The organism is Streptomyces sp. NPDC088733 (assembly GCF_044751185.1).
GTDB lineage: Bacteria > Actinomycetota > Actinomycetes > Streptomycetales > Streptomycetaceae > Actinacidiphila.
In genome coordinates, this window is record NZ_JBIVLH010000018.1 from 112,568 (window position 1) to 130,527 (window position 17,960).

Annotated in this window: 16 protein-coding genes; 9 read left to right on the plus strand and 7 right to left on the minus strand. The window is 69.5% G+C overall.

The window, feature by feature from the left end:
* Positions 1 to 290: 290 nt before the first annotated feature.
* Together ACIP64_RS28790 and ACIP64_RS28795 are read left to right on the plus strand one after the other, a co-directional pair.
* Positions 291 to 965, plus strand: coding sequence for an RraA family protein (locus tag ACIP64_RS28790; RefSeq protein ID WP_401592264.1), 675 nt, complete (start codon positions 291 to 293; stop codon positions 963 to 965).
* Between the two features lie 254 nt (positions 966 to 1,219).
* Positions 1,220 to 1,894 (plus strand): flavodoxin family protein, encoded by a 675-nt coding sequence (locus tag ACIP64_RS28795; protein ID WP_401592312.1) that lies wholly within the window; start codon positions 1,220 to 1,222, stop codon positions 1,892 to 1,894.
* A 45-nt stretch (positions 1,895 to 1,939) separates the two neighbouring features.
* On the opposite strand, the gene ACIP64_RS28800 is transcribed toward ACIP64_RS28795, so the two are convergent.
* Entirely contained in the window at positions 1,940 to 3,775 is a 1,836-nt protein-coding gene (locus tag ACIP64_RS28800) for a hypothetical protein (protein WP_401592266.1), read from the minus strand.
* Positions 3,772 to 4,833: an ATP-binding protein gene (locus ACIP64_RS28805; RefSeq protein WP_401592268.1), complete on the minus strand. Its 1,062-nt coding sequence runs from the start codon at positions 4,831 to 4,833 to the stop codon at positions 3,772 to 3,774. Before ACIP64_RS28805 ends, ACIP64_RS28800 begins: the two co-directional genes overlap by 4 nt.
* Positions 4,834 to 5,171: 338 nt before the next feature.
* Between ACIP64_RS28805 and ACIP64_RS28810 the strand changes: the two genes are divergently transcribed.
* The 3 genes from ACIP64_RS28810 to ACIP64_RS28820 all read left to right on the plus strand — a co-directional run bounded on the left by ACIP64_RS28810 (position 5,172) and on the right by ACIP64_RS28820 (position 7,335).
* Positions 5,172 to 5,513: an antibiotic biosynthesis monooxygenase family protein gene (locus tag ACIP64_RS28810; RefSeq protein WP_401592270.1), complete on the plus strand. Its 342-nt coding sequence runs from the start codon at positions 5,172 to 5,174 to the stop codon at positions 5,511 to 5,513.
* A 288-nt stretch (positions 5,514 to 5,801) separates the two neighbouring features.
* Entirely contained in the window at positions 5,802 to 6,671 is an 870-nt protein-coding gene (locus tag ACIP64_RS28815) for a D-alanyl-D-alanine carboxypeptidase family protein (protein ID WP_401592272.1), read from the plus strand.
* A gap of 214 nt (positions 6,672 to 6,885) precedes the next feature.
* Complete coding sequence (locus tag ACIP64_RS28820) at positions 6,886 to 7,335, plus strand: peptidoglycan-binding protein (protein WP_401592274.1); 450 nt, start codon at positions 6,886 to 6,888, stop codon at positions 7,333 to 7,335.
* 103 nt (positions 7,336 to 7,438) lie between these two features.
* On the opposite strand, the gene ACIP64_RS28825 is transcribed toward ACIP64_RS28820, so the two are convergent.
* On the minus strand, positions 7,439 to 8,767 hold the full coding sequence (locus ACIP64_RS28825) for a VanZ family protein (RefSeq protein ID WP_401592276.1): 1,329 nt from the start codon (positions 8,765 to 8,767) through the stop codon (positions 7,439 to 7,441).
* A gap of 96 nt (positions 8,768 to 8,863) precedes the next feature.
* Positions 8,864 to 9,334 carry a hypothetical protein gene (locus tag ACIP64_RS28830; protein WP_401592278.1) on the minus strand — a complete coding sequence of 157 codons (471 nt, stop codon included), beginning with the start codon at positions 9,332 to 9,334 and terminating at the stop codon, positions 8,864 to 8,866.
* Between the two features lie 218 nt (positions 9,335 to 9,552).
* Here ACIP64_RS28830 and ACIP64_RS28835 point away from each other — a divergent pair, with 218 nt between their 5' ends.
* Both ACIP64_RS28835 and ACIP64_RS28840 read left to right on the plus strand, forming a co-directional pair.
* A complete protein-coding gene (locus ACIP64_RS28835; RefSeq protein ID WP_401592280.1) occupies positions 9,553 to 9,990 on the plus strand; it encodes a hypothetical protein in 438 nt (145 codons plus the stop codon).
* A gap of 73 nt (positions 9,991 to 10,063) precedes the next feature.
* Positions 10,064 to 11,968 carry a hypothetical protein gene (locus ACIP64_RS28840; RefSeq protein WP_401592282.1) on the plus strand — a complete coding sequence of 635 codons (1,905 nt, stop codon included), beginning with the start codon at positions 10,064 to 10,066 and terminating at the stop codon, positions 11,966 to 11,968.
* A 30-nt stretch (positions 11,969 to 11,998) separates the two neighbouring features.
* Here the strand turns inward: ACIP64_RS28840 and ACIP64_RS28845 are convergent, their stop codons facing one another.
* Genes ACIP64_RS28845 through ACIP64_RS28855 form a run of 3 tightly spaced genes read right to left on the minus strand, consistent with a single transcriptional unit; the run spans position 11,999 to position 13,227 of the window.
* Positions 11,999 to 12,478 carry a hypothetical protein gene (locus ACIP64_RS28845; RefSeq protein WP_401592284.1) on the minus strand — a complete coding sequence of 160 codons (480 nt, stop codon included), beginning with the start codon at positions 12,476 to 12,478 and terminating at the stop codon, positions 11,999 to 12,001.
* Between the two features lie 51 nt (positions 12,479 to 12,529).
* Positions 12,530 to 12,916, minus strand: a complete 387-nt coding sequence (locus tag ACIP64_RS28850; protein WP_401592286.1) for a fic family toxin-antitoxin system, toxin component — start codon at positions 12,914 to 12,916, stop codon at positions 12,530 to 12,532.
* Entirely contained in the window at positions 12,913 to 13,227 is a 315-nt protein-coding gene (locus ACIP64_RS28855) for a hypothetical protein (protein ID WP_401592288.1), read from the minus strand. The genes ACIP64_RS28850 and ACIP64_RS28855 overlap by 4 nt, the downstream gene beginning before the upstream one ends.
* 476 nt (positions 13,228 to 13,703) lie before the next feature.
* Between ACIP64_RS28855 and ACIP64_RS28860 the strand changes: the two genes are divergently transcribed.
* Positions 13,704 to 16,433 carry a glycosyl hydrolase family 95 catalytic domain-containing protein gene (locus ACIP64_RS28860; protein ID WP_401592290.1) on the plus strand — a complete coding sequence of 910 codons (2,730 nt, stop codon included), beginning with the start codon at positions 13,704 to 13,706 and terminating at the stop codon, positions 16,431 to 16,433.
* Positions 16,434 to 16,582: 149 nt separating this feature from the next.
* Entirely contained in the window at positions 16,583 to 17,407 is an 825-nt protein-coding gene (locus tag ACIP64_RS28865) for an enoyl-CoA hydratase/isomerase family protein (RefSeq protein ID WP_401592292.1), read from the plus strand.
* The last annotated feature ends 553 nt before the right edge of the window (positions 17,408 to 17,960 follow it).

Consider the following 17,960-nt stretch of genomic DNA (forward strand, 5'->3'; position numbering starts at 1 on the left):
CCCCTTCAAGTGTTGTGTCCGCGGTCATGGGCCCGTACGCGCTGCCTCAGCACCCCGGAATGAGGGCTCCTATGCTGCCGCAGCGCGGGAAGCACGAGAAACCGGCCGGGCCCCGGCTTCGCGGGGATGCGCGGTCCCATCGCGTGTGGTCCGATGGACGCCCGGGCCGAGGGCGCACGTCCCGGACCGGCACCGTGCCGTGCGGCGCCGGCACTCGCACCGCGGGAGGCCCTGATGCGTGGAGGATCGCGGGACCGCGCGTCCCTCGTCCGCCCGAGCGCGTGGTCCGGATGACGGAGGACCTGCGCGGCCTGCGCGCCCTGCTCGAGCAGGTTGACAGCGCGTCCCTGGTGGACGCCATGGGACGCGTCCACGGGCACCGCGCGGACATCGTCGACCTCGTCAGCCCCGACCCGTCCCGGGTCATGTTCGGACCGGCCGTCACGGTCGCGTTCCTGCCGTACCGCGACGATCTGCCGGAGAAGGACCTCGGCTTCGCCACGGTGTTCTACCGCGCGGTCGGCGACGCCCCGGAGGGCAAGGTCGTGGTGCTGTCCAGCGGTGGCCATCCCGACGTCTCCCACGCCGGTGGCACCAAGCTGTCGCGGTTGCACAACCACCATGTGGCGGGGGTGCTCGCCGACGGGCGGCTCCGCGACTTCTCCGAGCTCGCCGGCTACGGGTTCGCCACGTGGTGCCGAGGCCAGGCCACCCACTGGGGCGGAGACACCGTGATGCCGTACGCGGCCGACATCGCCGTCGAGATCGGCGGCGTCTGCGTCGTGCCGGGCGACTACGTCTACGCCGACTCCGGTGGCGCCGTCGTCATCCCCGCCGGCAGCGTGCGGCGTGTGCTGGAGGAGGCGGTCCGCATCGAGGCCGAGGACAAGCACAGCGCCGAGGTGATCCGCGCCGAGGACCCCGTCCGGCTGCGGAGCGGCGAACAGACCGCGAGCGAGACGTAGTCCGAAGAAGCGGCCGTACAGGACGGCCGTCCCGCTGCCGAATGGCTCACGGCCCGCGCGTCGCGTCGTGATCGGCTGGCGGACCGCGTGGGCGGACGTCATTCTGGCAGGAAGATCGCCGACCGCGTGGCCGCCGCCGGGCCGCTGCGCAGGGCCCGGTGACGGAGTGACGGACACCCTGGAGAGCCCACGTGACCGGCCAGCCGGAATTCGCCGACAGCCCGCCCGCCCGTTACGACGACCTGCGTGCCCTGATGATCAACTGCACGCTCAAGCGGTCGCCGGAGGTCAGCAACAGCCAGGGGCTGGTCGACCGGAGCACGAGCATCCTGACCGAACAGGGCGTCGGCGTGGACGTCATCAGGGCGGTCGACCACGACATCGCCACCGGCACCTGGCCGGACATGACCGAGCACGGCTGGGAGAGCGACGCGTGGCCCGAGCTCTATCAGCGGATCCTGCGGGCGGACATCGTCGTGCTGGCCGGCCCCATCTGGCTCGGCGACAACAGCTCGGTGATGAAGCGGGTCATCGAGCGGCTGTACGCGTGCTCCAGCCTGCTGAACGAGCGCGGCCAGTACGCGTACTACGGGCGGGTGGCCGGCTGCCTGATCACCGGAAACGAGGACGGGGCGAAGCACTGCGCCATGAACGTCCTCTACAGCCTCCAGCACCTCGGTTTCACCATTCCGCCGCAGGCCGACGCCGGATGGGTCGGCGAGGCCGGCCCGGGGCCCTCCTACCTCGACCCCGGTTCCGGCGGGCCGCAGAACGACTTCACCAACCGCAACCTCACCTTCATGACGTGGAACCTGCTGCACCTGGCCAGGGCCCTGAAGGACCTCGGCGGCATCCCCGCCTACGGCAACCAGCGCAGTGCCTGGGACGCGGGCTGCCGCAGCGGCAACGCCAACCCCGAGCACCGCTGACCGTCCCCCGGAGGCCGGCCGTCCTCCCCGTACGGCAGCGGCGTGTCAGCGCATCCGGAAGACCGGCCCGCGCGGGGTGAACGGCAGCACCGCGCGCTGCGGCACGAGGAAGGCGTGCTCGCGGCGAATGCGGAGGACGTCGCAGTCGCCGTCGGTGATCACAAGGATCGGGGCCGTGGGCGGGAAGTCCTCGGCCCGCTGCAGGAGGTCCACGGCCGGTTGCAGCACGGTGCCGCCGCGGCCCCGCACCCGTACCCGGTGGGCGATCTCGGCGACGGGCAGGTAGCCGGCGTCGAAGGGGGCCGCGTCGCAGAAGACCACGCGCGCGCCCGTCACGTCGCGGGCGGCGGCGTAGGAGGCGATCGCGCCGAGACCCTTGCCCAGCAGCGTCCTGTCCATGGACAGCGAGGTGTCCAGCAGCACGCCGAACGTGCAGCGCGCCACCTCCTCGGGCGGGAAACTCCGGCCCGCCCGGGGGATGTCCGGCGTGGAGGCCTGACGGCGTGCCGGACGGGCGTAGCTGCGCACCGCTTCGGGCCGCGGCACGTACTCGTCGAACCAGCGCGCCAGTCTGGCGTCCCAGGGCAGCGGCGGATGGGAGAGCGCCTGGATCTCCTCGACGAGTCCGGCGGGCAGGAAGCCGCGTTCGCGCCGGTGCAGGTCGAAGCCCTGGCGCAGACCGCGCCGGTAGAACTCGTCCAGGTCCACCCAGGCCGGGGCGGTCTCCCCGGGGCGCGGCAGGGGTTCGCCCAGGACGTCCCCCAGCCCCTTGCCGCGCAGCGTGGCGAGTCGGCGCAGCCTGCGCTGGTCCCGGGCGATGCGGTCGTAGACCTCCTCGGTGGACAGGCCCGCGAGCGCGGTGTCGTGGAGCAGTCCGTCCGGCATCTGCCCGACGTCCATCTCGACCAGCCACCCGTTGATCACGTAGTCGGCGGCGACATTGAACAGGTACGGGTCGCGCCCGCCGAGGCGCTCGCCGTGGCGCAGCGCGGCGTGCAGCATCTCGTGGGCGAGGACGAACCGCCATTCCTCGTCGGTGTACGCGCACAGGGGGTTGAGGTAGATCTCGCCCGCCTCGGCGTTGACGGCGGCGACCGAGATCCGCTGAGCGCGGGCGAGTTCGGCGTCGGCCACCAGGGTCATCCCCGCCGCGATGCCACCCAGCAGCGGGTAGGAGGAGACGAACCAGCTCAGCGCCCGCTCCCAGGGACGCTGGGGCCGGCGTGCCCCGGTGAGCTCCTCACGGCGGCCGCCGGCGACGTCCATGGCCGCCGACATCGTCCGGGTCAGGGCGCTCGCGAAGGCGGCGGTCCAGTCCTCGGGGCTCTGCCAGGGCCGGTGCCAGGGGCGCAGCAGTTGGTCGGGGTGCGAGCCCGCCGTGCCGCACGCGGCGTGCTCGGGCGGGATGCCGTCGCGCCGCCAGCGCGCGGCCAGTTCGTCCTCGTCGCCGCCCGGGAAGTTCTCGGGGAGGGCCACGGGTGCCCGGCCCACGGCGAAGGTGGCCAGGAAGCGGTTGACGACCGTGCAGCGCGCGGCCAGGTCGAACCGGTCGGGCTGCTCCCGTGTGCCCCGGGCCGCCGGGACATGGCCGAAGCCCAGGTGCAGGAGGCAGTGCGCCAGCACCCAGGCCCACTCCTCCGGCTCCGCGCGGCGCAGCGGGTCCGCGTGCACGACACCGTCCGAGGTCACCGCGGCCCAGCCGCCGCCGCGGGGGTGCTCCGCGCAGTCCTTGCTGCGGCACAAGGTGCCGTTGACGGCGGACAGGGCGGCCAGCGCGGTATTGCGGCGCAGCAGGTCCACCCCGGCCGCGAACGCTTGGGCCGCCGGGTCGTCCTTGACCTCGGAACGCTTGCGCGACGACGAGCCCCGCGCTCCGCTCACCGGCGCGCCTCGACCAGCCGCGGCATGTCGCGGGCGGCCTCCAGCAAGAACCAGGAAGGCAGCACAGGGTTGTCGTCGGCGCCCTCGGCGATCACGGTCTGGGCGACCTCGACGGAGATCTCGGCCAGCTGCACCAGCAGCGACTTGGCGCGGTAGGCGGTCTGGCGCACGGCCGGGGAGGCATGCTCCTTGTTCGCCGGAAGCTCCTTGATGAGGCGGCCGCGGAAGGAATCGGCGAGGTAGTAGAGCAAGTCGCGGTCCTCGACGCGGTGCGGCCAGGTCGCGTCGCCCTTGAGGATGGCCTCCAGGCCGTACGCGTGTCGGACGATCTTGACATAGCCGCAGAAGGCCACGGCGTGCGCGGGGCTGAGCATGCCGTGGGCCAGGACCTTGAGCGTCTCCTCGTCCAGGGCGGGGCCGAAGGAGTGCAGCGCGTCGGAGAGCATGTGCCAGGACCGCGGTGTGGAGAACGGCTCCTCGGTCTTCGGCGGGGCGGACCACAGGTGGTCCGGCCGGTCGGTGAGGTGGTCGGTGATCCACGGATGGATGCCGGCGGTCGCCGCCCACTCCAGCCAGTCCTTTGCGGAGGCCCGAAGATGCACGTGCGCGAGCCGGTTCACCAGGGCGGAGGCCATGGGCCGGGCCAGTGCGTTGTCGGTGGCGCGATTGCCCGCACCGATCACGATGCTTCCGGCGGGCAACTCGTACGAGCCGATACGCCGGTCGAGGATCAGGGAGTAGAACGCCTTCTGCACATCAGGGGTGGCGGCGTTCAGCTCGTCGAGGAACAGGCAGTAGGGCTCGTCTCGGGCGATCGACTCGGGCGGGCAGAACCGCGACCGGCCGTCGACGATCTGCGGGACCCCGATGAGGTCCTCCGGAGCCAGCTGGGTCCCGATGAGGCTCACGCAGTCCAGCCCCAGCGACTCGGCGAACTTCCTGACCAGCGACGACTTCCCGATCCCGGGTGCGCCCCACAGGAACACGGGCCGTACGGTGGCAAGGCCCAGCAGCAACTCGGGCACCTGGGAAGGCGAAACGGTGACAACACCCTGCAAGCGTGGGCTCCTTGGCGGACCGGGAAGGCGTGACGGGAACGGGCCCCGCGCACGGCGCGGGGGGACGTGACCAGCATTTCCCGGGAGGGCGCCCGCACGCACCTGCTTTTCGCGCAGGGGGCGCGGCAGCGGAACAAGCGGTCCGTACCCGAGTGTCCGCGGCCTCCGCCGCACTGAAGCAGGCGATTCGTGAAGCCTGTCAGGCAGAGGGGCCGAGCATGCCCCCCGAACGACGACCGGATCGTGGAACTCTCGCTCCAGCCCAACGTCGTCGACGCGCCCTGCCTCGACGTCACAAGTTCGCGACGTGCCCGGTCTTCAGGGGCATGAGTAAATCCTTGGAGTCGAAGACCGGAGTCGACGAGCCGGTCACCGTGGTCAAGAACTACGCGGTCCCCGCGGATGAGGCGGACTATTTCGTCGAGGTGTACCGGGAGAACGCCCGGATCATGTCGACTCAACCCGGTTTTGTGCGCTCGCGTTTGCACAGGTTGCTCGCGGAGGCGCCTGAGGCGCGATTCGTCCACGTCGCCGACTGGAACTCGGGCACCGCGCTCGACCGGGCCACCGCCAATCCCGAGTGGCTTGCGTCGCTGCGGCGCATGTTCGACGACCCCGGCCTTCACATCACGTCAGAACCCGCTGCGTGTCGCGTCGTCGTGGAACTTCTGCCCTCCTGACCGCGCCCCGCCGGGGCGGGTGGGCAGCAGGCGGATGGGGTCGCCCCGGGCCGCTCGTGACGTATTTCCGGCGGCAATGTACTTCGTGCCCTATGGAGCCCAAGTCTCCCGTTTATGGGCGAATTGCCATTTCTGTGCACGTACTCATGCGAGAGAAACTTAGAAAATTCTTGCGATGGGATGGGCATCCTTTTGCCTTCTTCGGGAGTCTCCATTCGGGCGGCATCGTCATGCCGTCAGCCCGTAGGAACATTTGAGGTATACACTTTGAAAAACGGCATAAAGAACATGTCCCGCGTGTCCGCGGTGACAATCACCGCGGGAGCGGTGATATCCGCCGGAGCGCTCGTGGCTCCGGCTCACGCCGCGACGATCGCGGTGCCCACGATCACCGCCAAGGGCGGCTTCGTGATGAACAACGGGACCGGCGCGACCCTCTACTCGAAGGCCGCCGACACCCGTCGCTCCACCGGCTCGACGACCAAGATCATGACTGCGCGGGTCGTACTCGCCCAGCCGCATCTGAATCTCGACGCCAAGGTCACGATCCAGAAGGCGTACAGCGACTACGTCGTCTCCAAGGGTGCGTCCTCGGCGCACCTGATCGTCGGCGACAAGCTGACTGTCCGTCAGCTGCTGTACGGCCTGATGCTCCCGTCCGGCTGTGACGCGGCGTACGCCCTCGCCGACAAGTTCGGCACCGGCACCTCGCGGGCAGCGCGGGTCAACTCGTTCATCGGCAAGATGAACTCGACCGCCAAGAGCCTGGGTCTGAAGAACACCCACTTCGACTCGTTCGACGGCATCGGGAGCGGGGGGAACTACTCCACCCCGCGCGACCTGACCAAGCTCGCCAGCAACGCGATGAAGTACGCCAACTTCCGCACGGTCGTGAAGACGAAGTCGACCAAGCAGAAGGTGACCACGAAGAGTGGCGGCTACCGCTACATGACGTGGACCAACACCAACACCCTGCTCGGCAGCTACGCCGGGACCATCGGGGTCAAGACCGGCTCTGGCGCGGTTGCCAAGTACTGCCTGGTCTTCGCCGCGACCCGGAACGGCAAGACGGTCATCGGCACCGTTCTCGCTTCCTCTTCGGTGGCCAACCGTACGGCGGACGCGACGAAGCTGATGAACTACGCGTTCAAGAAGTAGTCGCACCGGCTTGAAGGAGGGGCTGTTCACGACCGCTCGGTCGTGGGCAGCCCCTTCGTGCTGCCGGAGAGAGGTCCGGCAGGCCGGGCGGGGTGCGTCTGGGGATCCCCAAGTCACCCTAAAAATAGGGTAGTTCGAAGCACTCCGCCTGTGATCGGCGTGTTAGCCTCCCGCGTCAGTCGCCAGTGACCGTGCACCCCTCGATTGGAGTCTCATGGCCTCAACAAGGCTGGGCCGGATACGACATGCCTTCCCCGCCGTCGCGTTGGTGCTGGCCGCGGGAGGCTTTGCCGCCGCGGCTCCCACGACCGCTGTCGCGGCCGCCTCTGCTTCGATCTGCACCTCCAACGTGAAAGCGACCGGTGTGAGCGGGCTGTGGCTCGAAGTGCCCGGCACCTCGTCCGGAAGCTCGACGTGTTTTCTCGAGCAGGGCGACAACAGCGAAGCGGTCCGCGCGCTGCAGTACTCGATGAACCGCTGCTACGGCAAGGCCCTGACGCTCGACGGGGACTTCGGCCCGGCGACCAGGAGCGCACTGATCTCGGTCCAGAAGGCCATCGGCGCCGCACAGGACGGCGGGTACGGCACCGAGACGCGCGGCAAGATGCTGCACGCGGGCACCGTCAACGGCTGCCAGAAGTGGTCGCACGACGGCTGGACCTGACGGGCCGTCGCCTGGGTCGAACCGCGCCATGACCCGGCGGCACGGTGGTGTGAGGGCGCGCCGGGGCGGCTCAGCGCCGGTGCGCTCTCACACCGGCTCATGGTCAGCCGTCCCGCGTACGAAGCGGAACGGAGCGCCCGGTTGCGGAGTCGATCGCGATGACCTGTTCCGTGTCGTCACCGATTCCGGTGGGGAACAGCCAGACGGTGTGCCACGTCCCCTCCTGGTCCGCGAGCGCGAGGGTGCCCTTGCCGATGGTGACGTCCGAGGGCAGGTTGAGGTCCGCACTGCGGCGGGCGGCGGCCCTCGCCTGGGACTCGGTGAGCCGGGTAGCCGGCACGTCGACGGGGTCGGCGACCTCCCGCACACGGATGCCGTAGAGCCGGCCCGTGCGGTCGATCTTCACGTCGAGGCGCATGGGCATGAGCACGCCGCGGACGGTACGGCGCCAGCCGATGTTCCACCCCGGCCCGCCTTCGGGGTCCAGGTGGCTCTCGATCCGTGAGCCGGGCAACGCCCAGGGGAAGTGCTGCCGCGCGTAGTACGTGGCGATCGTGCGGGCGTCTTGCGCGCTCTTCGGGACGGGAAGGTTGTCGACGACCGCGATGGAGCTGATGAGAGAGGAGTCCACGCCCTGCTGGTACGGCATGAAGTCGGCGCTGAACTCTCCGTCGTCGGGCCAGTTCAGCATGATCGATCCCTTGCCTATCGCGGCCAGAATGAACTTGTCCCTGGGAACGTATTGCACCTTCCGGACGGTGAGCTGAGTCCCGAAGGCCTCGCGGGTCCTGGCCTCGGCGGCCTTGCGCATCTCGGAGCTGCCGTACTGCACGCTCGTGGCGTCGACGAAGAGCAGTTCCATGAGCAGGAATCCGGCCAACGCGTCGACGGCGAGCACGCCTGCGAGGGACCAGGCGAACGGTCGGGGGTTTCCTCGCCAGGCCGGGACACGTATGCGCGCGGCCGCAACCGTCAACGCCCAGCCCAGGGCCGCACCCAGAACCGCGCCAGTGGAGTTGGCCACCCAGTCCGAGCTGTCGCAGGTGCGCGCCACCACGGGCACGGTGCCCTGGACGACCTCGATGGTCAGGCTCAGCGCGCCGGCGCCCAGGGCCACGGCGACGGGCTGCCGGAGGGCGAGGGCGCCGAAGAAGCCCAGAGGGACGAACATGGCGACATTGAGAAGCCCTTGATCGTTGAGGAAGGCCTCGCTCACCTGGCGGTTGATCGTGCAGTGCCCCACGTACCCGCTGCCTGATCCCCAGAAGGTGAGCAGCAGGACGGCGGCGGTGCTGCCGGCGAAGCAACTGGTGGCCCACGGACGGGGATGACCGCGGCGTGCCCGCACATAGGTGGCCGCCATTGTCGCGAGGGTCAGGAATAAGGCGATGGCGACGAAGAGTCCGTGGCCGTTGAAGACTACGTGCAGCATGTGAATGGAGTTCCAGGGATTGCGGTCGGCTGATGGGTGGTGACAGTGTGTCAGTCGGCGGATCCGTGGAATTGATGCAGGTCGTGCTGTACCGGATCACGCTGTCCGGGGCGGTTGTCCCGCGCGCCATATGTGCCTGAGGGCTTCGAGTTCGACGCGGGGGAAGTTCCCGCCCCACTTGCCGTGGTATCCGCTGTCTCCGTACTTCCGCGCAACCTCGTCGAAGCACCGGATCACCGCACGGGCGACGGCATCGACGTGCTGCCGACTCGACCAGATCTCGGCGCCGGCGGCGTCGTTCTTGCCGCTGTGCGCCATCTCCAGCAGGCGAATCCGGACGTCGCTGCCCACGCGAGCGAAGATCCAGCGGAAAGCGGTGGGCTCCGCCTCGAACTGTGCACGGGTTTCCGTCTCACCGGCGAGCAGACGGGCGACCGCTGTCAGCAGATCCTCCGGCGCGGTCGTGATGTACGAGGCGGTGATGGCGGCCTCGGCTCGGTCATCGGCAACGGTGCAGTCGGCCCAGCCATGTCCGCTGAGAGTCCAGACGAGTCGCAGGTCAGCCATGATCAGTGCCGGACCTCGGCCGGCCTCACCTCGGCCACCTCGATTGGAGAGTGCTCATCCGCTGAACAGTAGGGCAGGCGGTCGCCTGCCGTCACCGTGGTTGTCGGCCGGGCAGGTGGCAGGGACCGACGCGGCGCCCCCCTTCGCCCGAGCGGTCGGGCCGATGTGCCCGCGGCAGCCATTCGGCATGGGGTGCTGCCTGCGGTTACGCTCCCGGTATGACCAGCGAGCAGGGGACCGGTCCGATACGGCGCCGACCGTGGGAGGTGGCTGCGGAGTCGGCCACGGGCATGCTCTGGTCTCTCCTTTTCCTCGGACTGCTGGCACTCGTCGCGTGGCCTCTGGGCTGGCTGCCGGACGACCTCGGCCTGATGTGCATGGCGGCTGTGGGGGGTGGAAGCGGGCCCGTCGCCGACCTGTACCGGACCCGGCCCGCGGGCCGGCGCTCCGGAGTGGCCGCGATCTTCCTCACCATGCTGGCGTCGGCAGGGGCGGGCAGCGCGGCGGCATCATGGGTGTCGCCCAGCGCCGAGGACCTCGGATTCATCCTGGGTGCGGTCATGGGGCTGCCCCTCGGAGCGGCTTTCTTCGTGTGGTGGATCAACCACGTCAGCCGGAGGGCGAGCGGGCCGCCGGATCTGGCTGGTGCTGCGTGACGCGAGGCATTCGCCTGGTGCCGTGATCCCACGGGAGGGGCGCTGTCAGAGCTTGCCGGTAGGTTCCGCCGTCATGAGACCTCCCGAGGAACTCGACATGGTGGACTGGTTCGCCCTGAAGGACGCGTACGGTCCGGCCGGCCAGGTGCCCGTATGGATCCGCGCGCTGTACGCGGAGAAGGACCCGGAGACCGAAGACGGCGAGTCGGTGATCGAGGAGCTCTTCAACAACATCAACCACCAGGGGTCGATCTACCCGGCTACGGTCGCGGCCGTACCCTTCCTCGCGCACCTTGCCATGCACACGGAATATCACCGGGCAGGTCTCCTGTACCTGCTGACCCGTCTTGCCGGAGATCCCGAGAAGGGAGTCGACCACGACTCTCTCCGCGGGCGGCTGCGAGCCGCGGTCGTGGCCGAACTACCAGCGCTGACTGCCTGCCTGACCGATCCGCACCCCGCGGTGCGGCAGCAGGCGATCCGCATGACCGTGGTCGCCCCCCAGCCACTCGATCCAGCCGTACGGGGTACCCTGAGCGATCTGTCCGCACATGATCCGGATGCATGGACCCGGGCGGATGCCATGACCGCCCTCGCTGTGACCGACCCGGACCAGGACGCCGTGCTGTGCGGGGAAGCCAGGGCACTCGCGGACGACGCACCTGAAGTCCGTCTGTCCGCCGCCCAGCTCGGGCTGGAACGCGCGCAGCGGCCGTTCCCGGCCGCGTTGGTGAACATCGTTGCCGTTGACGGCGCGAGGGACCTCGGCTGCTATTGGGCAACAGGGCGCTCAGAACCCTTTCCGTCCCCCGGCCCGCCGGACGGTCGGCTCCGCGAGGTCCTGCTCCAGGACCCGCAGGCGGCGCTCACCGTGGCCGAGGCGTGGATCGCGGCGGGCGACTTGGGCTACCGCGGCTCCCACCTGGCTGATGAGGTGGGCAAGGACTGGCGCGACCAGGAACCCCGCATCATGGCCGCCCTGGCACGCGCAGTTCCGTTGTCGCGCCCCGTGACCTACGACCACTGGATGGCACCCGTACGCGAAGCCTGGCTGCTGCGGCAACTCGCCGAATGGATGCCCCGTGCCGCCGATCCGGGCCCTCAGGTGCGGGACATGCTGCTGGACGAAGCATGCCGTGAGGCACCCGAAGCTGCCGCTTCAGCACAGCTCGCGCTCGGGCACTGCGGCGATCTGCGGCTGCTGGAATCCAACGCTGTCCCCACGAGCGAGGCGATCGCCGCACTGCTCACCCGCCACGACCCGCACCTCCCACCCCTCCTGCACCTGGCCCTTGAGGAACACCTGCCCAACGGCGACCCGGCACTGCTCGACGCACTCACCCCAGCCATGGCCCGCACCTACGCGGCCCACATCGCTGAGGCATTCCGGGCTCGCCCCACGTTCAGTGCGATGCAGCTCCTCAGCACCCTCGATCCGGCCCTTGTCGACAACGCCACCTTGGACCGCCTCGCGGCAGCCCGACGCGACAACCCGAAGAAGGCGCTGCGTGCCACCGCAGCCGTTTCCCACGCGCTGCTCACCGGCCGGCCCGGAGCCGCGATCGGTCTGCTGCGCGAGCTGATGGCGGGGGACTCGCCGGAGTGGATCCTGCCCCAGGCCGGTCGGCTCGGGCCCCTGGCCGCGCCTTTGGCCGCGCAGGTGCGGGAACTGTTCGCTGGGCGGGACGGCATGGCGCGTGCGGAAGCGGCCGACGCCTATTGGCGCATCACCGCGGATCCTGGCCCGGTGGTCCCGCTGCTGGTCGAACTGGCCGTCCCCAGCAGGGCGCCCCACGCCGGTGACTGCGCGTGGCATCGCCTGGAGGCGCTGCGCACCCTCAGAGACATCGGGATCACACCGCCGGAACTTCTGCCCCTGCTCGAAGCGTGCGCTCGCTCGCCGCGCCGGGTCGCCCGCCCGGACACGGACGAAGAACTGCGCGAGGTCGCCGTCGGACTGCTCGCGCGTGCGCAGTGAGCGGTGCACGTCCCGTGCCGGTGCGGCATGTCAGGCCCGGGTCGCACCGGGCAGCCCCAGGGCGGCCAAGAGGGCTGAGGAGAGCTCTTCCGCGAACAGGGCTGACCCGGTGAGCGCATGCCGGATGGCTTCCTCGTCGGGCGTCAGTCCGGCCGCGGCCGACCAGGCGAGTGCGCCGGCGACCGCCCGCTCGACGGGGAAGCGGTCCAGAGGGATCTCGTAGCTCTCCGCCATCTCGCGGTTGAGCAGGCCCTGCCATCTGCTGCCGTCCGGCGTGAGGGCTTCGACGAAACCGACGTCGCTGTCCAGGAAGGACACCATGATCGCCGGTGTCCGTGTGCTCTGGACGAGGTTCGCCAGGCTGCGTCGTCCGGCGTCGGCGAAGTCCGTCACCTGCCAGCCCTCCGCCCGCACCTCCGTGTCCTCAAGGTCCGTGAACCCGGCTGCCAGCATGAGCCGGCCCAGGTCTTCCGTGGTCCGCGTCGTCAATGATCCGCCTGAATTTCCCATGGCCGGAAAGCTAGCGGGTACCTCTGACAAGCCCGCTCGGCGTCCGCGGGTTCAGGCGGTGTCCCACTGGCGGAGCTGGAGGGCGATCTGCCGGACGGGCGCCTCGCCGGCGATGACGTCGCGGACCAGGATCGCGGCGTCCTTCGGCTCGTAGGTCAGGGTGTGGCCGTTCACGCGGAGGAACGCGACCGCGGCGAGCCAGCCGAACTGGCCGTTGGAGTGCTCCAGGGCCGGGAGCCTGGCCAGGGTGTGGAGCAGCGCGGCCGCCTTGAGCCAGATCGAGCCGTAGATCTCGCGCCGCATGGCCTCCGAGCGGTGCCGGGCGACCGCGGCCGGGAGGATGCCCAGGTCGTCGGCCTGCGGATCGCCCGTGATGTGCTCGGCGACCTGCAGCAGCATCGGGACGTCCGCGTAGATCACCGCGTCGGGCCGGCTCACGCGGCGGTCCCGCGCGCCTGGTCGTCGGCGTTGAGCTCGGCCAGGCGGTGGCCGGCCTCGGCGTCCGCGGCGCGGTACGCCTCGTTCGGACGGCCGTCCTCCGGCAGGATCTCGGCAAACGCGTCCTTCACCTTTGCGTGCGCTTCCATCGCGGCTTCCAGGAACGCGGTCGGGACGGCGTTGGCCTGGATGAGCGCCGCCTGCCGGATGAACTCGCGGGTGGGCAGGCCCGCGGCCGCCGCCGCGCGGCGCACCTGGTCGAGTTCGTCGTCGTCGGTGAAGGGGACGTTCATGCCCTTGGTACTCGTCATGTACTGACGGTACCGCCGGTACACCGCGCACCGCGAGGCCTTCCGTGTTTCCCGGCAGGGTGCCGGAGGGGGCGGCTTCGCCTCACCACGGCTTCTCCGCTCCCCGTGACGCAGGCGGAAGGCCGACCGCCCGGCAGATTTTGCGCTGAGTGTTGACCCGTCAAGACATCCGATGTTCACTTCCTGTGGCACGGCCATGCCAACGCCGTGACGTACCCGCACGCCGTCATTCCGCTTGTCGCAGGCGCTTCGAGAGCGAACGGCCTCGTGCGACCTGCACTGCTCTTTCCGTTACATGTCCCGCCCGGCGCGTCGCTTCGCCATGCCCTCGTACGGCACGGGGAGCAAGCGTGCCAAAGAAGCAGTCCCACCAAGTCATCCGATCAATCACGCTCCACGTCGACCGGTCGCACCCCCGTCCCAGGCTCTCCGGGCGCCGGTCGGCGCACCCCCATGACCAGCAGGGAGGACATTCGATGAGACTGCGCAGACTTGTGCGAGCGGCGCTCGCAGCCGTCTGCATCATGACCGCGACCGCCGTCGGGCTGTCGGCTCCGGCCGCGGCCGCACCGACGGAGGCCGCGTTCGACTCCGCCAACGGAGCCCTGAACGTGGATCGCGCCGCCTATATGTCCAAGCACGACCTCGTCTACAACCGGCCCAACACCAACCCCCTGCACGGGCTGACCGTCGGCAACGGCCGCACGGGCGCGATGGCCTGGCAGAACAACGGGCTGACCATGCAGGTGTCCGGCGTGGACACCTCGCAGCAGACGGCGTTCGGCGCGGGCCTGCTCAACCTGTCCACGACCCCGGCGCTCGAGAGCGGCTACAGCACCTATCAGCAACGCCTGTCGCTCTACGACGGCACCCTGACCACCAAGTACGACAGCAACCGCACGGTGACCGTGATGGGCGTGCCGAACTCCGAGGTCATGGGCGTGCACGTCGAGGACTCGCGCTCCGGGGTCTCCGCCGTCAACCTCGACCTGGGCCTGTGGGACGTCTCCCAGCTGGGCAACAGCGGTGACGTGCCCAACCTCACCACCTGGAAGACGGTCTCCACGTACGCCGACTCCACCGGCGCCGGGATCAGCCGCGGCCAGTCCGACCCGCAGAATTTCGGCTACACCCTGGCCGCCACGGTGGAGGGGGCGTCCTACAGCACCCGTGTCGTCGACGGCCGGACCGTCCGCCTGTCGATCACCCCGTCCAGCAGCTACACCATCTGGTTCACCGCCAGCACCCGGCTCAACGCGCCCTCGCACGACTCGGTGGCCGAGGCCAAGCGCGCGCTGGCGGCGGCCAAGAGCCGCGGCTACAGCGCGACGCTCGGCGACTACACGTCCTGGTGGCACAACTTCTGGGGCAAGTCGTTCGTGCAGTACTCGGGGCTGTCCGGGGACGCGGACTACCTGGAGAACGTCTACTACCTGAGCACGTACATGATCGCCGCCGGTGGGTACGGGACCAATCCGTTCCACTTCATCAACGGCGTCTTCCGGGCCACCGGTGATCAGACCAAGTGGAGCAACGCGTACTGGTTCTGGAACCAGCGCGATGTCTACAACTCCTTCCTCGCCTCCAACCACACCGACCTCATGGCCGGCTTCAACCGGCTCTACAGCGGCAACGCGGCGGCGCTGAAGGCGTACACCGGGACCCGCTACGGCGTCGACGGGCTGTGGGTGCCGGAGACCATGGGCTGGGACGGCAACGCCCGCGGCACCGTCAACAGCGACTTCACGAAGAACATCTGGTCGACGGGCACCGAGGCCGCGTACAACATGTACCTCCAGTACGCGTACACCAACGACTCCGCCTACCTGCGCAACACCGCCTACCCGTTCATGCGGGACGTGGTGAAGTTCTACGCCGCGAAGCTGTCCTTCGACTCCGCGTCCGGCAAGTACTACGTCGCGAGTTCGAACGCGCACGAGACGTACTGGAACGTGCCGAACGCGATCACCGACCTCGCCGCGGTGCGCACCCTGTTCCCCCTCGCGATCAGCACGTCCCAGTCCCTGGGCCTGGACGCGGACCTGCGGCCGCAGTGGCAGCGGATCGTGGACAACCTGATCGCCTACCCGTCCACCGCGGACGTCTATCTGCCGCACACCCCGCCGCTGGCCCAGACCCGCAACGGGGAGAACGTGGCGGCCGAACTCATCTGGCCCTACGACCGGACCGGCATCGGCGCCCCGGACCAGCAGAAGGCCGTGAACACCTTCAATGCCCGTCCCTTCCCGTACGGCAACGTCTGGGCCAATGACGCCGTGCAGGCGGCCCGGCTGGGGCTGGGGGACCAGGCGTACCAGGGCATGAAGACGATGCTCCGCAAGTACCAGACCTATCCCAACGGCATGACCGACAACACCAACGGCGTCTTCGAGTACCTCGGGGTGCACCTCGCGGCCCTCAACGAGTCGCTGCTCCAGTCCTACAACGACAAGATCCGGGTCTTCCCCGCGGTGCCGAGCGACTCCTCCTTCACGGGACGCTTCACCCTGCTGGCCAAGGGCGGCTTCACCGTCAGTTCCGAGCGTGAGGCCGGCGAGGTGAAGTACATCGGCATCAAGAGCCTGTACGGGAAGACGACGCGGGTCGTGAACCCGTGGGGGACCCAGCAGGTGAGGGTCCGCGACGTCACCGGCGGTACGACCGCGCTCACCACGAGCGCCGCCGAGTTCGACCTGCCGACGGTCGCCGGCAGGGTGTACGTGGTGGAGCGCACCGCCAAGCCGCTGTCCTCCTACACCGCCGTACGGCTCACCGGCACCGCGAACCAGGGGGAGAAGGCGCTGAGCGGCACCACCTCCACCCTGGGCCTGGCCCAGACCGCCAACCCCATGGTGAACGACAGCCAGTTGACCTACGACAGCAACTGGTACGGCACCAGCGGCCGGGGCTACGGCGACTACAACGACGACACCCACCACAGCACGACGGTGAACTCCGTGGCCCAGTACACCTTCACCGGCACGGGAGTCGGCTACATCTCCGAACGCAACGGCGACATGGGGCCCGTCGACGTCTATCTCGACGGCACCTTCCAGGCGACGGTGGACCTGCGGGTCTCCGGAGCGCGGCAGGCGCAGCAGACCGTCTGGCAGCGCACCGGACTGACCCAGGGAACGCACACCATCCGCATCGTCAACCGCAGCACCTCGGTGGGGATGGTGGACGCCTTGCGCATCACACCGTAGGAAGTCCGCGGGCCGAGGGCGCAAGCGCCCCCGGCCGGGTGCCATGGGCTGGGCCGAGGTCCGGTCCAGCCCGTGGCACCTCACGGCTCCGCGGCGCGCCGCGGCCGTCGACTTGGATTTCGTTTTTAAAGTCAGCTAGTGTGCGTCGCATGTCAGACACGCAGCAGTTCCACGTGACCGAGGTGTCGCCGTCCCACTGGGACGTGACCTTCTCCAACGGTCCGGTCAACCTCATCGACGTCGACACCATCGAGCAGCTCGCCGCTCTCGTCGACCGCATCGAGCAGGCGCCTGATCTGACCGTGGTCGTCTTCCGCAGCGACAACCCGGACTTCTTCATGGCGCACTTCGACTTCCTGGCGGACGGCGCCAGGGTGGCCGCCATGAAGCCCGGCCCGACGGGCCTCCACCCCTACGCGGACAACTTCGTCCGCCTGAGCAAGGTCCCGGCCCTGACGATCTCCGCGATCAGGGGCCGCGTCCGCGGAGCGGGAAGCGAGTTCGCGCTGGCCACGGACATACGCTTCGCCGGACATCAGGCGATCCTCGGGCAGTTCGAGGTCGGTGTCGGTGCCGTGCCCGGGGGCAACGCGACGGGGCGCCTGGGCAGGCTCGTGGGCCGGGGCCGCGCGATGGAGATCCTGCTCGGGGCGGACGACTTCCCGGCCGAGCTGGCGGCCGAGTACGGCTACGTCAACCGTGTCGTCCCCGACGGCGAACTGGACGCCTTCGTCGACGCTTTCGCCCGCCGTGTCGCGGGGTTCGACAAGACCGCCGTGTCCCGGACCAAGGCCCTCGTCGACGAGAGCGCCCCGACCTCCGACGAGGAGGCCGGATCGGCGTTGTCCGCCTACTTCCGGACGGCGGGGCGGCCGGAGAACGCAGACCGCGTCCGTCGTCTCTTCGAGCGCGGCCTGCAGCAGCCGGACGGCGTCGAACTCGACCTCGGCAAGCGGGTCGCGGAGAACGACTGAATCGCGCGGAGGTACGGGGCCGGCGGCGGCCGGACCCCGGGGCGTCCTGAGCCCCGGGGCCGGCCGCCGCGGTACCCGCGAAACCGGCCCGGTCCCGATCGCTCCGCGACGCCGTGCCGGGCACGCCCCGAGATCGAGTAAAAGGATTCAACAATGCCGAACCCGGATATCCGTGGGTTCGGCGGAGTACCGGTTGGATCGTGATATGTCGCCGTCTCGCCCGCGACCGGGAGACCCTTACCGACGGCTCCGCGGCCGTGCTTCATATCACTTCGGCCGGCGGCGTCCCCGCAGGGCAGAACGGGTGATAACGCCCAGACCCGGCGCGAACCCATTCGGGCATCACGGGCGTTCCGCCTGCTTCAAACGCCCTCTTATCCGCCGAACCCGACACCTTTTCCCGCGGGGTCGCCACCCCTGGCCGTCGATGTGTCCACCAGGGGTGTTTCAGGCGTGTAGGGGTGCCGATTAGGGGTACTCCGCCGCTCGCCGCCTCTGCTAGACATGGCGCTGTGAAGGAAACGTGTTCATGCTGCCGTCGCGGCATCGAGCG

Excerpts from the sequence above, each read along its gene's own strand:
- ACIP64_RS28790 (WP_401592264.1), top strand. The coding sequence starts at position 291 with ATGACGGAGGACCTGCGCGGCCTGCGCGCCCTGCTCGAGCAGGTTGAC.
- ACIP64_RS28795 (WP_401592312.1), top strand. The coding sequence starts at position 1,220 with ATGATCAACTGCACGCTCAAGCGGTCGCCGGAGGTCAGCAACAGCCAG.
- ACIP64_RS28815 (WP_401592272.1), top strand. The coding sequence starts at position 5,802 with ATGTCCCGCGTGTCCGCGGTGACAATCACCGCGGGAGCGGTGATATCC.
- ACIP64_RS28820 (WP_401592274.1), top strand. The coding sequence starts at position 6,886 with ATGGCCTCAACAAGGCTGGGCCGGATACGACATGCCTTCCCCGCCGTC.
- ACIP64_RS28825 (WP_401592276.1), bottom strand. The coding sequence starts at position 8,767 with ATGCTGCACGTAGTCTTCAACGGCCACGGACTCTTCGTCGCCATCGCC.
- ACIP64_RS28830 (WP_401592278.1), bottom strand. The coding sequence starts at position 9,334 with ATGGCTGACCTGCGACTCGTCTGGACTCTCAGCGGACATGGCTGGGCC.
- ACIP64_RS28835 (WP_401592280.1), top strand. The coding sequence starts at position 9,553 with ATGACCAGCGAGCAGGGGACCGGTCCGATACGGCGCCGACCGTGGGAG.
- ACIP64_RS28840 (WP_401592282.1), top strand. The coding sequence starts at position 10,064 with ATGAGACCTCCCGAGGAACTCGACATGGTGGACTGGTTCGCCCTGAAG.
- ACIP64_RS28845 (WP_401592284.1), bottom strand. The coding sequence starts at position 12,478 with ATGGGAAATTCAGGCGGATCATTGACGACGCGGACCACGGAAGACCTG.
- ACIP64_RS28855 (WP_401592288.1), bottom strand. The coding sequence starts at position 13,227 with ATGACGAGTACCAAGGGCATGAACGTCCCCTTCACCGACGACGACGAA.
- ACIP64_RS28860 (WP_401592290.1), top strand. The coding sequence starts at position 13,704 with ATGAGACTGCGCAGACTTGTGCGAGCGGCGCTCGCAGCCGTCTGCATC.
- ACIP64_RS28865 (WP_401592292.1), top strand. The coding sequence starts at position 16,583 with ATGTCAGACACGCAGCAGTTCCACGTGACCGAGGTGTCGCCGTCCCAC.